This is a genomic window from Bradyrhizobium elkanii USDA 76, assembly GCF_023278185.1.
Classification (GTDB): Bacteria; Pseudomonadota; Alphaproteobacteria; order Rhizobiales; family Xanthobacteraceae; genus Bradyrhizobium; species Bradyrhizobium elkanii.
Genome location: NZ_CP066356.1, coordinates 3,881,943 through 3,894,508 on the forward strand (window position 1 = coordinate 3,881,943; position 12,566 = coordinate 3,894,508).

Annotated in this window: 11 protein-coding genes, 1 tRNA gene, 1 pseudogene and 2 riboswitches; of the genes and pseudogenes, 6 read left to right on the forward strand and 7 right to left on the reverse strand. The window is 64.6% G+C overall.

What is annotated here, in order from left to right:
- Positions 1-61 precede the first annotated feature (61 nt).
- Positions 62-176, reverse strand: a riboswitch (glycine riboswitch).
- A gap of 3 nt (positions 177-179) precedes the next feature.
- Positions 180-286, reverse strand: a riboswitch (glycine riboswitch).
- A 91-nt stretch (positions 287-377) separates the two neighbouring features.
- Positions 378-1,508, reverse strand: coding sequence for a M20/M25/M40 family metallo-hydrolase (locus JEY66_RS18705; RefSeq protein ID WP_026192961.1), 1,131 nt, complete (start codon positions 1,506-1,508; stop codon positions 378-380).
- 265 nt (positions 1,509-1,773) lie between these two features.
- Between JEY66_RS18705 and JEY66_RS18710 the strand changes: the two genes are divergently transcribed.
- On the forward strand, positions 1,774-3,393 hold the full coding sequence (locus JEY66_RS18710; RefSeq protein WP_026192960.1) for an ABC transporter substrate-binding protein: 1,620 nt from the start codon (positions 1,774-1,776) through the stop codon (positions 3,391-3,393).
- Positions 3,394-3,957: 564 nt separating this feature from the next.
- Here the strand turns inward: JEY66_RS18710 and JEY66_RS18715 are convergent.
- Positions 3,958-4,044: transfer RNA gene (locus JEY66_RS18715), tRNA-Leu, on the reverse strand.
- Between the two features lie 224 nt (positions 4,045-4,268).
- Here JEY66_RS18715 and JEY66_RS18720 point away from each other — a divergent pair.
- A complete protein-coding gene (locus JEY66_RS18720; RefSeq protein ID WP_016843796.1) occupies positions 4,269-4,703 on the forward strand; it encodes a hypothetical protein in 435 nt (144 codons plus the stop codon).
- A gap of 39 nt (positions 4,704-4,742) precedes the next feature.
- Here JEY66_RS18720 and JEY66_RS18725 read toward each other — a convergent pair whose 3' ends face one another.
- Both JEY66_RS18725 and JEY66_RS18730 read right to left on the reverse strand, forming a co-directional pair.
- Complete coding sequence (locus JEY66_RS18725; RefSeq protein ID WP_018272339.1) at positions 4,743-5,945, reverse strand: FAD-dependent monooxygenase; 1,203 nt, start codon at positions 5,943-5,945, stop codon at positions 4,743-4,745.
- 7 nt (positions 5,946-5,952) lie between these two features.
- On the reverse strand, positions 5,953-6,198 hold the full coding sequence (locus JEY66_RS18730) for a zinc-finger domain-containing protein (RefSeq protein WP_018272338.1): 246 nt from the start codon (positions 6,196-6,198) through the stop codon (positions 5,953-5,955).
- Positions 6,199-6,432: 234 nt separating this feature from the next.
- Between JEY66_RS18730 and JEY66_RS18735 the strand changes: the two genes are divergently transcribed.
- On the forward strand, positions 6,433-7,566 hold the full coding sequence (locus tag JEY66_RS18735) for a hypothetical protein (protein ID WP_018272337.1): 1,134 nt from the start codon (positions 6,433-6,435) through the stop codon (positions 7,564-7,566).
- Between the two features lie 57 nt (positions 7,567-7,623).
- Positions 7,624-8,376, forward strand: a complete 753-nt coding sequence (locus JEY66_RS18740; RefSeq protein WP_075969139.1) for an alpha/beta fold hydrolase — start codon at positions 7,624-7,626, stop codon at positions 8,374-8,376.
- On the opposite strand, the pseudogene JEY66_RS18745 reads toward JEY66_RS18740, so the two are convergent.
- A pseudogene (locus JEY66_RS18745) lies at positions 8,377-9,771 on the reverse strand (hypothetical protein); the annotation flags it as partial.
- A 182-nt stretch (positions 9,772-9,953) separates the two neighbouring features.
- Between JEY66_RS18745 and cysE the strand changes: the two are divergent.
- Positions 9,954-10,781 carry a serine O-acetyltransferase gene (gene cysE, locus JEY66_RS18750; RefSeq protein WP_018272333.1) on the forward strand — a complete coding sequence of 276 codons (828 nt, stop codon included), beginning with the start codon at positions 9,954-9,956 and terminating at the stop codon, positions 10,779-10,781.
- Positions 10,782-10,931: 150 nt separating this feature from the next.
- The gene (locus tag JEY66_RS18755) at positions 10,932-11,144 is read left to right on the forward strand and encodes a DUF3126 family protein (protein WP_021077729.1); all 213 of its coding nucleotides are present in this window, start codon (positions 10,932-10,934) and stop codon (positions 11,142-11,144) included.
- Between the two features lie 142 nt (positions 11,145-11,286).
- Here JEY66_RS18755 and JEY66_RS18760 read toward each other — a convergent pair whose 3' ends face one another.
- Both JEY66_RS18760 and JEY66_RS18765 read right to left on the reverse strand, forming a co-directional pair.
- Complete coding sequence (locus JEY66_RS18760) at positions 11,287-12,033, reverse strand: sulfite exporter TauE/SafE family protein (RefSeq protein WP_018272332.1); 747 nt, start codon at positions 12,031-12,033, stop codon at positions 11,287-11,289.
- A 104-nt stretch (positions 12,034-12,137) separates the two neighbouring features.
- Entirely contained in the window at positions 12,138-12,482 is a 345-nt protein-coding gene (locus JEY66_RS18765) for a hypothetical protein (RefSeq protein ID WP_170198527.1), read from the reverse strand.
- Positions 12,483-12,566 lie beyond the last annotated feature (84 nt).

A 12,566-nucleotide genomic window follows, 5' to 3' on the forward strand; every position in this document is an offset into this window, starting at 1 on the left:
GTTGTCAGGCTCCCGTGGGTTAGAGTCGCCGAACCACCGGTGAAACCGGCATCGGCGCCCCATCTGTCACGGTACCTGAGAGCTTGATCCGCATCGGGCCGGGGCCAGAAGCGAACTATCCCCTTCGGTGGACGTCACGGCCCTTGATGTGCGGCCATGTTCGTCTCTCTCCAGATCGTCCTGACGATACGGTCCTTTTGCCTGAGAGTTTCCGGGGCGGTTGCTCCGTCGGCGCCGAAGGCAACAACACGAATGTTGTCGCTTCGATCTCTCCCGCATCGTCGCGTTGGACGGCCGGACCGTAGGCGAAGCCTTAAAAATGGACAAGGCTAAATTTCGATCCGGCAGTGCCAACGTGTTGTGCAGTGCAATCGATGTCAGTCCAGCGTCGCCAGCAGTGCCGCCATCAGGCGGCCGCGTTCGGCGAGGCTGTCGACCTCGATGTGCTCGTTGAGCGTATGCGCATCGGCGCCGCGAACGCCGAGGCCGTCGAGCGTGGGGATGCCCATCGCGCCGGTGAAGTTGCCGTCCGAGCCGCCGCCGGCGCTGCCGTGCGGCAGATCGAGACCCATCGCTGCCGCAAGGCCTTTTGCCTTTTCGTAGAGCGCCATGGTGCCCGCATCAGGTTCCCACACCGGGCGCGTGACGCCGCGCGTCACCTTGAAGGTGACGTCGTTGGCGGTACCCGACAGTGCCAGCATGCGCTCGACGCCACGATCGAGATCGGCCTGGCGCTTGGCCATGCTGAGCGCTTCGCCGGTGCAGGTCGTCGCGACGCAATTGACCCACTGGCCGCCATGCACGATGCCGACCGAGAAGGTGCAGTCCTCGGTGGTCATGCCGTCGATGGCGATGATCTGCCGCGCCATCTCGCGGATCGCGGAACGCCCGGAAGACAGCGTTGCACCGGCATGGCTGGGCTTGCCCGTGGCTTCCAGATTGAAGCGCGCGATCGCATAGCGGCCGGTGACGACGCCGTTGTTCGGGCGGCCGGGCTCCGGCACCAGCACGTATTTGTTGCGCGCGGCTTCCGCCTCGATGATGTCGCGCGTCGACGGCGTGCCGACCTCTTCATCGGGGGTGAACAGCACCGTGATCGGCAGCGGCGTGGTGAAGGAGGCGCGCGCCAATTGCCTGATCGCCTCGATCGACAGGTAGTTGCCGCCCTTCATGTCGAAGATGCCCGGCCCGAAGCACTTGTTGCCTTCGCGCCGCCACTTCAGCTTCTCGATGGTGCCGACCGGGTGAACGGTGTCCAGATGGCCGGCGATCAGGATGCCGGGCTGGCCCTGTTTCGGATGGGGGAAACGGGCGCGGACGCAGCCCGCGAAGCCCTGGCGTCCGGCGATGCGCTCGATCGTCGCACCCATGATCGCCATCTCGCGGGCGGCGAGATCGAGCATGCGCTCGACCGCGGCGGCGTCCCAGGTCGGGCTTTCGCATTCCACCCAGCTGCGCAGGCCCTGCAGCATCGTTTCGGAATCAAAGGGGAGATTGGCTGGGTTCATCGTTGTTCTCTCTTGTTGTTCTGACGGCGCCGGCATCGCGCGCGCGTTACGAAAATCTCAGCCGACGATTTTGTAAAGCCAAAATCTGGCGTGCGGCCTCATTCGTTTGTGTACGTCCGATGCGGCCTGAAACCGATTGACGCGCTTGGCGCTTGGTGCAAGTCTCGATTTCACAAGCCATACAGCATGTTAGTTCGCCTAAATAACGAACCGCGTGCATAACGAATAAGCCGGCTTTGACCAGTTACACGTCAGGAGAGTTTGCATGTTCCCTATCTCGCGTTGGAAACACCGCACGCTAGCGGCCGCGTTGACGGCGCTCGCGCTGTCGTTCGCGCCGCAGGAATTGTCATTCGCACCGCAGGCGATGGCCGCGGGCAAGACCATCACCGCGGTGATGCATTCGGATCTGCGCGTCATCGATCCGATCATGACCACGGCCTACATCACCCGCGATCATGGCTACATGATCTATGACACGCTGCTGGCGACGGATTCCAATTTCAAGATCCAGCCGCAGATGGCGGACTGGAAGGTCTCCGACGACAAGCTGACCTACACGTTCACGCTTCGCGACGGCCTGAAGTGGCACGACGGCGCGCCGGTCACCGCGGAAGACTGCGTCGCCTCGCTGCAGCGTTGGGGCAAGGTCGACGGCATGGGCCAGAAGCTGATGGACTTCGTCGCGAGCCTGGAGGCGACCGACGCCAAGACCATCACGCTGAAGCTGAAGGAACCCTACGGCCTCGTGCTGGAATCGATCGGCAAGCCGTCGTCGCGCGTGCCGTTCATGATGCCGAAGCGTCTTGCCGAGACGCCGCCGGACAAGCCGATCCCGGAACAGATCGGCTCCGGACCGTTCAAATTCGTGCAGGCGGAATTCCAGCCGGGCGTGAAGGCGGTCTATGAGAAGAACAAGGACTACGTGCCGCGCAAGGAGCCGGCGAGCTGGACCGCGGGCGGCAAGGTGGTCAAGGTCGACCGCGTCGAGTGGGTCACGATGGCCGATGCGCAGACCGCGGTGAACGCGTTGCAATCCGGCGACATCGATTTCATGGAGAACCTTCCGTTCGACATGCTGCCGGTGCTCGAAGCCAATCCGGATCTCAAGATCGACGTCCTGAACAAGTTCGGCTTCCAGACCCTCGGACGCATGAACTTCCTCTATCCGCCGTTCGACAATCCGAAGGTGCGCCGGGCTGCGTTCCTGGCGATGAACCAGAAGGACGTGCTCGACGCGCTGGTCGGCAACGCCAAGTACCAGAGGATCTGCGGCGCTTTCTTCGTCTGCGGCACGCCGCTCGAGACCGACGTCGGGGCCGAAACGCTGGTGAAGGGCAACGGCCTGGCGGAAGCCAAGAAGGCGCTCGCCGCGTCCGGTTATGACGGCACCCCCGTGGTGATCATGGCACCGGGCGACGTCACGACGTTGAAGGCCCAGCCGGTCGTGGCTGCGCAGCAGTTGCGCGAGGCCGGCTTCAAGGTCGACCTGCAGGCCACCGACTGGCAGACCGTGGTGACCCGCCGCGCCAGCCAGAAGCCGCCGAAGGAAGGCGGCTGGAACATGTTCTTCACCAACTGGGTCGCGGCCGACGTCTCCGATCCGATCGTCAACGCGTCGATCACCGGTCGCGGCAAGAATGGCGGCTGGTTCGGCTGGGCCGAAGACGCGAAGATCGAGGAGCTGCGTGACAAGTTCGCACGCGCCGGCTCGGCCGAGGAAAAGAAGAAGATCGCCGCGGAAATCCAGACCGAGGCCTACGATCAGGTGATCTACGTTCCGCTCGGCCAGTACACCATTCCGAGCGCATGGCGGAAGTCGCTCACCGGCGTGCTCGACGGCCCGGCAACGCCGATCTTCTGGAACATCGACAAGTCCGAGTAAGCTTGCGGCTTGACGCAAAACAAATGGCCGGGACTTGTCCCGGCCATTTTCTTTTCGCGCTGTCGCTTGTCAGGTGTGGCTGTCGCGAAGCTGCTCCAGTCCGTCGCTAAGCGGTGGCCCGCCTGGTGGCGCGCTGTGCGGCGGGGAGGGGCGCTCCTTGCGCTGATCGGGTTGGTCGGTTGCGCGCTGCGCGGATGGATCGTCGTTCGGCATCGTCATGCTCCAATTGCGGCATGACAACGAATACGCAGGGCACGGGTTCCGAACGGGCGACCGCTAGTCGCCGTGGTCTGGTCTCATGCTGCTCGGGCTCGACAGGCTCGTGAGCTGCGTCGGTCCGATGCCGGTCGCAATCCGATTGTTCTTCGCAATCCGATTGCAGTTTGCAATCTCCATCGCCTATCTCCGACCAAATTGATTTCACAATGCAACAGCCGCGAAAATGCGCGGCCGGAATTTCCAATGCGGGTAAGACTACGACAGTCAGCGACCGCGGCGTGTGAACTGCGCCACAGCCGGAAAACACGACGCTGGCCCGCTCGGGTGCGCACGGCATGCGAAGGTTGGTGCGGGCGGTGGGACTCGAACCCACACGACGTTGCCATCGAGGGATTTTAAGTCCCTTGCGTCTACCAGTTCCGCCACGTCCGCGTTGCGCCAGGCGCGCCGATTTCTAGCGCGTTTGGGCGCGGAGTGGAATTGTCATTATCCGGAGCTAACAGGTGAGCTTTCAAAGGCTTAAGCGGCGGCCCGCAATTCCATTTGCCTCGGCGGCCGAGCATTGGGATAAGCAGCGCGCTGCCGCGATTGAGCCTCAATCCGGACACCGGTGGCTGCTTTAGGCAATCTCAACACTGTCCGGTTAAGAAAGCTGAATGTCTGTTCGTTTCCCACGCCGCCTGAAGCTGTCGCGCGCGGCGGCCGTCATTGCGCTGCTCGCCTCGGCCGCGGGCGTGTCCGGCTGCGCGCAGATCGGCGACACCGTACCTTCGGCATTCGCCGATCCCGCCAAGTACGAGCTCTATGATTGCAAGCAGCTCGAGAACGAGCGCAGCAATCTCAAGACCCGCGCGGCGGATCAGGAAAAATTGATGGCCAAGGCGGAGACCGGCGTCGGCGGGACTGTCGTCTCCGAGATGGTCTATCGCAACGAGCTGATCTCGATCCACTCCCAGCAGAAGCTGGCGGATGAGGCCTGGCGCAAAGGCAGGTGCCATGAAAGCACGCCGGACACGCCTGCGGCCGCGGCACCCGCTGCTCCCACGCCGGCGGCGAAGGGCCCGCGCGCGCCACGGGGCCTCGTCCACTAGGCCGGCGTGTCCGGACGAGCTGGTCGTGATTGGCCGAGCTCAGGCGCGCCAGTCGTAAATCCAGTCCTGCCGCGCCAGCATCCGCTCCGGACCGATGGCGCGGATCGCCAGATCGCGCGCGATCGCCGCCGGCCCGCGCAGATGATAGATGCGGCCCTGCTGTCGCGCCAGGCGCTGCACTTTCAGCACGCGCCCGCGCCGCATCCGTGCGTAGCGCTTCAACGCGGCGGGAATGCCTGCGGTGTTTTCCCCGGTGCTGTCGCTCAAGGCCTTGGCGAGCACGGCCGCATCCTCGATCGCCATGCCGGCGCCTTGCGCGGCGAACGGCAGCATCGCATGCGCGGCATCGCCGAGCAGCGTCACCGCGCCTTCGCTCCAGCGGCCGATGTCGGGCAGGGTGAACAGCGCCCATTTGCGCCAGCCGTCGACCGCGCCGATCAGCGTCTGCGCCGTCGCGGGCCAGCGCGCGGTGGCGAATGCAGCCTTGATCTCGTTGATGTCGCCGGGCTCGCTCCAGCCCGGCCGGTTCCAGGTGCCCGATACGATCGCGACCACGTTGATCTGGTGTCCGGCCGAGATGGGATAGGCGACGAGATGCGCGTCCGGTCCCATCCAGAGCTGCACGTGCGGTGCGGTGTATTCACGCGGCAGGGCAGTGGCGTCCAGCGTGCCGCGCCAGGCGATCAGGCCGGAGAATTGCGGCTGTACGTCCGGAAACAAATGCCCGCGCACCGACGACCAGATGCCGTCGGCGCCGATCAGCGCAACGGCCAATTCCTCCTGCCGTGAATTGCCGCGGCGTTGGACGACGGTGAGGCCTCGCGCATGCTTGGTCACATCCTCGAACTGGCAGCCGAGCCGCAGATCGATATCGGGATGGTCGCTCGCGGCGGCCTGCAGCGCGGCCTGTAAATCGGCGCGGTGGATCACCCAATAGGGTGCGCCGGCGCGGAACTCGGCGGCCTGGCCAAGCGGCATCCGTGCGATCTCGCCACCAGCCCGCGCGCTCAGGATGCTGACGGATTCAGGCGTGACCGCGCGACGCGCAAGCGGTTCCTTGAGCCCGAGCTCGACCAGGATGCGGCTCGCATTGGGAGAGAGCTGGATGCCGGCGCCGGCTTCCTCGAGCCGTTCGGCCTTCTCCAGCACGACGACGCGAAAGCCCTGTGCCGCCAGTGTCAGCGACGCCGTCAGTCCTCCGATCCCGGCGCCTGCAACGATGACGGTTCGCGTCAGCGCCACGGAGCGGTCAGGCGACCTTGTCTTTCAGCACGCATTCCGGCGGCCGCGCTTCGCCGGCCGCGAGGTCGGACGCGAAGCGATAGAGCGTCGAGCAGTACGGACAGATGATCTCGTTGTCGTTGCCGAGGTCGAGGAACACGTGCGGGTGGTCGAACGGCGGGTTGGCGCCGACGCACATGAACTCCTGCGATCCGATTTCGATCACCGAGACACCGGCATCGTTATGGAAGTGCGGGACGACGTGGTCGGACATATTCTCACCTTGATGGCAACGATGGGCAGACGCAATCAACAGCATGCGGCATCGCGAAATGCCGCGCACCATACTGGCGGGAACAGTTGATTCCTAGAGCCCCGATGGCTCATTTGCTCATGCAAATTCGACACAATCTTGTCGTCCCAGAGAAGCCCTCCTTTGGTCGGAGCCGTTGTGTCGCAAAAACGGCACACTATTTCCAAGGCGAGTAAAACTAGAGGTTTTAGCGGAATGAATCGGGTGCGCGTCAGCTTGGCGGTGGTCGGCGTGGCAGCAAGTGCTGCCGTGGGCGCGGCTATTTGGCCGCACGCCCGTGATGCCGGCACCGTGCTGGCGGCGCGGGACGATCCCGCTGCGCTCGCCGACATCAGGCTCAATTCCGTGTTGCGCAACAACCCGGCGTTGATCTCGGACAATATCGAGGCGGCTCTGGCCTCCGGCGATGCCGACCTTGCGATGAGCTTTGTCGAACTCGCCGGCGAGAAGAACATCGCGCTCAGTGATGATCTCACCAAGCGCGTCGACGACGCGCGCGCCGAGCAATCATCCAGCATGCATTTCGCCAAAGGGTTCGCCACCGGTCTGGTGACCGGCAATGCCGACGATGTCGCAAGCCTGTCCGGCACGGTCGCCGGCGACCTGTTCGTGTTCGGCGATGTCAGGGACATCGTGCGCGAGGGCAAGCACCTCGTGATGGGAGAGGACACCGACCAGCTGGTGCTCGGCCTCGCGGCCGCCGGGCTTGCGGTGACCGCGGCAACCTATGTGTCGGTCGGCGGCGCCGGGCCGCTGCGCGCCGGGCTGACGCTGGTCAAGGATACGCGCAAGGCCGGGCGGCTGAGCGAGGGGATGATCGAATGGGCCGGGCGCTCGACCCGCGAGGTCGTCGACCAGCCGGCGCTGCGCGAGGCGGTCGCATCCGGCTCGGTGCTGCGGCCGGTGGAAACCGCAACCGCGATCCGCGCGGCGTTCCGGGCCGAGAAGGCCGGCGCGCTGGTGCGCGTCGCCAAGGACGTCGGACGCATCGGCGAGGCGGCCGGGGTTCGCGCTGCGCGGGATACGCTGAAGGTCGCCGAGAACCCGAAGGAGATCGCGCGGGCGGCGCGGATCGCCGAGGTGAAGGGCGGCCAGACCCGTGCGATCCTGAAGCTGTTCGGCCGTGGCGCGCTGCTGCTGGCCGCCGGCACATTCAATCTCACCATGTGGCTGTTCGGCGCGCTGCTGGCGCTGTTCGGCTTCCTGTCGTCGATCAAGGCCACTACCGAACGGGCCACCGCCTGGTGGCTCAGACGAAGCAAGGCGCTGCGCCTGAAGCGGCAGATGGCCGCGCAGGCTACCTTGGCGAGTATGCCCGCCCAAGGTTAGGCTTGCGGTCGCCTGTCGATCGCCAATCGCAAATCCCAAGAAGAAACGGAATGCATGATGCCGAGTTTCCATCACGGCGATGTTGAAATTGCCTATATCGACGAAGGCGCGGGCGAACCGATCGTGCTGGTGCACGGCTTTGCCTCGAGCAAGAACGTCAACTGGATCTACCCGACCTGGGTCTCGGATCTCGTCAAGGCCGGCCGTCGGGTGATCGCGCTCGACAATCGCGGCCACGGCGAATCCGCCAAGCTCTACGATGCCGCGCAGTACGAGATCGCGACCATGGCCGGCGACGTGATCGCGCTGATGGACCATCTCGGAATCGCGCCCGCCGACATCATGGGCTATTCGCTGGGCTCGCGGATGACGGCGATCCTGGCGCGAGAGAATCCCGATCGGGTGCGCTCGGCGATCCTCGGCGGGATCGGCATCGGACTGATCGAGGGCGGCGGCCCCGGCGAGACGGTCGCGCTGGCGCTGGAGGCGCCGGCGCTCGACGATGTCACCGACCCGGTCGGCCGTACCTTCCGCGCCTTTGCCGACCAGACCCGCTCCGACCGCCGCGCGCTCGCCGCCTGCCTGCGCGGTTCGCGCCGCCTGATGACGCGCGAGGAGGCGGCCGGCATCCGCGTGCCGGTCTTGATCGCGGTCGGCAGCAAGGACGAGATCGCGGGCTCGGCGTCAGCGCTTGGCCGGATCATTCCGGGGTCGGAGGTGCTCGATATTCCGAACCGCGATCACATGCGGGCGGTCGGCGACAAGGTCTACAAGACCGGGGTCATCGACTTCCTGTCGCGGCGAAAATAGATCGCCGGCTTCATCCCTGGCGAAGGCGCGCGCGGCCGCGATCAGCACCACGAAGGTCGCGACCCACACCATGCGCGCGCCGTAGCGGTCGTGCGGCCCCGAGATCACGCCGCAGACGAAGGCATTGCCGAGCAAGGCGAGCGTGACCGTGCCCGCCAGCAGCGTCAGATCGTCGAGCCGCCGCTGCCACAGGCCGCGGCCGAACAGGATCACGACCAGGAGCATCGAGCCCAGCGCGACCGGCACGTGGATGCGGTTGATCGCGGTGAAGTCGAGGTGCCAGCGTTGCTGCCGCGCCGCGCGCATCGGCGCGACCTGTCTCGGGATGTAGCGCTCGATGATGCCGTAGGTATGCGGGATCCAGCCGTTGCTGCCTTCGCCGGTCGCGACATGCATGAGCTGGTCGGCGGTTGCCGTCAGCGCTGCCTTGGCCTGCCATTCCGGATATTCGGCCAGCGAGCGCAGCACGATGTAGCCCATCTCGTCATTCAGTCCCTTGAAGCGGCCGAGCGTGTTGAACATGCTGTGGCCCCACAGGAAGTCGTCGGCGGTCGGCGGCAACTCGTCGCGATAGGGGCAGAGCTTCAGCTTCTCCGTCGCGCAATGATCGCGCAGATATTGCGCAACGATGCCATCCTGCAGCATGCGGCCGAAGGCGACGCCATAGCCGCCGGGCGTCCAGGCCAGCTGTCCGGACAGCGCAAAGTTCGCCGCCAGCAGCATCGCCGCGCCGGCGACGGTGGTCAGGCTGCCTTGCACGAGGCCCGCGACCGGGATGCGCCGGCCGAGCCGCGGACGCAGCATCCAGCCGACGCAGCACAGGCCGAGCAGCACCGCCAGCGTCGCGCTGTGCGTGGCGGCCGAAAACGCGATGAACCCGAACAGCACCGCCTTCTCCAGCGTCGAGATTCGTTCGCCGTGCAGGATGAGGATGAAGAGCGCGAGCACCGAAAGGCCGGCGAAGATGTCGGTCAGCAGCATGCTGGCCAGCCAGGGCAGGGCGGTGGTTGCGATCAGCGCGAGGCTGATCGCGATCAGCCGGACCGGCCGGGCGAGGCCGAGCACGCGCAGCGTCAGCTGCAGGATCCACAGCGTCGCCAGGGTCTGGATGCCGAGGTTGAGCCAGAAATCCGATGTCTCGCCGACATGGAGGTAGATGCCGAATACCGTGGACCGGCTCGGCACCAGGTAGCCCTCATACCAGCGCGCCAGATAGCCGCCGGTATCCCACTGAAGCAGCGGATAGCCGTTCCAGAAGGCAGGGGCGAGCAGGAGGAGGGGGATGGCAATGGTCGCGATCCAGACCGACCGTGCATCGGTCAGGCGGGCACCTAAACTCCGAGTATTGATGATGTTTCCCCCTTTTATTGGGGCCGACCATGCCCAAAACCACACTGGGGACGAAATCCGCCAATAGTTGCAGAAGCACGGCTTGATTTCGGCAAAATCCCGACCAATTCCCCTAGACGCCGGCCCGGGGGTGTTCGGCTGGGGTTTACCGTACCGAGCCATCCCGGGACGCGCTGGGTCCATCGTGCTATAACGCACATCAGAACAACCGAATTGCGAGAGCAGCTATGGCAGTTCATCAGGTCAATCCGCAGGGAGGCAAGCTTGCGGCGCTCGATCCAATCTGGGATCGAATCCGCGGCGAGGCGGAGGACATCCTGCGGCGCGAGCCGGAGCTCGCATCCTTTATCTATGCGACCGTGCTGCATCATGAGCGGCTGGAAGATTCGGTGGTCCATCGCATTGCCGAGCGGCTCGATCACGCCGCGCTGTCGGGCGATTTGATCCGCCAGACCTATGGCGAGGCGTTGCGTGATGCGCCCGACATCGGCAACGCCTTCCGCGCCGACCTCGTCGCCGTCTATGACCGCGATCCCGCGACCTCGCGCTTCATCGATCCCTTGCTCTACTTCAAGGGCTTTCACGCGCTGCAGACCCATCGTCTCGCGCACTGGCTCTATCAGAAGGGCCGCAAGGATTTTGCCTTCTATCTGCAGAGCCGCTCCTCGGCGGTGTTCCAGACCGACATCAACCCGGCCGCCAGGATCGGCCGCGGCATCTTCCTCGATCACGCCACCGGTTTCGTCTGCGGCGAGACGGCGGTCATCGAGGACGACGTCTCGATCCTGCATGGCGTCACGCTCGGCGGCACCGGCAAGGAGAACGAGGATCGCCATCCGAAGATCCGCCACGGCGTGCTGATCGGCGCCGGCGCCAAGATCCTCGGCAATATCGAGATCGGTCATTGCGCGCGCATCGCGGCCGGCTCGGTCGTGGTCAAGCCCGTGCCGCACAACGTCACGGTTGCGGGCGTGCCGGCGAAAATCGTCGGCGAAGCCGGCTGTGCCGAGCCGTCGCGCACCATGGACCAGATGCTCAGCGCGATCGGGCTTTGATTTCACTCGCTTTCTGATCGCGGCGAAAACGCGCCCAAACAAGAGTCGTGTGCGCAACATCACGTCGCCAAAGCCTGAAAAGGCTCTGGCGATCTTTGCCGTCTCGTCCTAAAACTCCCCCGAAAATCATCGACCCGATTGGAGACGGCCGTGGACGTTCAGGAAGTCAGGAAGCTCGACGCGTATCTCAAACGCGTGTTCAGCAATCCCAAGATCCGCGTGGTGCCGCGGCCCAAGAAGGACGACTCGGCCGAGGTCTATATCGGCGAGGAGTTCATCGGCGTGCTGTTCGTCGACGACGAGGACGATGATCGCTCGTTCCAGTTCCAGATGGCGATCCTGGAAGAGGATCTGGCCGAGTAGGACTGCCTCTCGCTGCCACCGGCGCCGGCGTATGATCGCCCGCGCCGGTGAGCATCGGCGCGTGCAGCGCGGATCAACCGATCCCCCAAGCCCAGGCTCCGCGATGGCAGACAAGCCGGCTGCCGGGTCCAGGGCAAACGACTCAAGCGCTGCCTGAGACCAGCGGTGGCACGATCAGCGACAGGCCGGCGAGCAGCAACAGCGCCAGCACCGCCTTGCGGAACATCTCGTCATCGATCTTTCCGTACAGCCTGAAGCCGCTCCACAATCCGGCGAGCAGAAACGGCAGACCCAGGCCGTACAATTTCACGGTTTCCGACGTGAAGGCGCCGGTGATGCCCATCGAAATCGAGATCACCACAAAGGCGGCGAACAGGACCGGCTGGAACACCCCGCGCTGCACGTCTTTCGTCCAGCCGCGCCATTGGCAGGAAATGGTCGAGACGATGCCACCAAGCCCGGTGAGGCCGCCGACCAGCCCGTTGACGAGGCCGATGGCGATGTCCGCCATGATACCGATCTTCATCGGCTTGAATGCCGGTCGCGCCAGACTGTAGATCGCGTAAAGCGCCAGCAAGGTGCCGACACCAAATCGCAAATGGACGGGGCTGAGGTAGGTGAGCAAGACCACCCCGGTCGGGATGCCAATCGTCGTGCCGAGGGATAACGGCCAGATGGCGCGCCAGTTCAGCGCCTGACGCAATTTCAGGATGCCATAACCCTGTGTCAGCAGGCCGTAGCCCGCGATCAACGCCGCGGTCTGGACCGGCGTGATGATATGCAGCCACACACCGGACACGACGAGCCCCATCGCAAACCCGGAAAAGCCGCTGACGAACCCGCCGGCAAAGGCGGCGACTGCAAAAAGAACGAGTCCCATCTCATCCATCGGTCGCTCCTCCAAAAGCGAGGTGACGCACACTTGGATGGAGGGTCCATCTGATGGGGAGGATGCGGATCCCCGCGCTTGCTGATTTGGCGGTTACCGGCTTGCTATTTCGCTTCTCCGTGAGTGATTTGATCGAACACCGTCACGCTGTCGGACTCGAGAGGCTCCGCCGGCTCGGGAAGTTGATCGAATCCCGCGATTCCCATTGCACGTAGCGCAATGAGAAATCCTTGCCGGACCTCTTCTCCGTTCCAGTGATAGACGGCGACGAGAGATTCATCCGAGCAATCGTTCCCGCCCGGCGGCGTTGGCCCGGAGCAATCTTGCCGCCGGCCGGCGACGCGTTCGTCTGACCTTGCGGCGGCAGGATCGATATCCGCCGAGGTCCGCGAAGACGCAGACCACAAGGGAAATTGGCTGGAAGGAATTGCTGGCTTGCTTTCGTCCATGTGCATATGCCCTCGACGAGTCGAGCGTTGCACAGTCTTGGACCGAAGCCTCAAGGGGAGACCGTACTTCCCCTAAGCAAATTT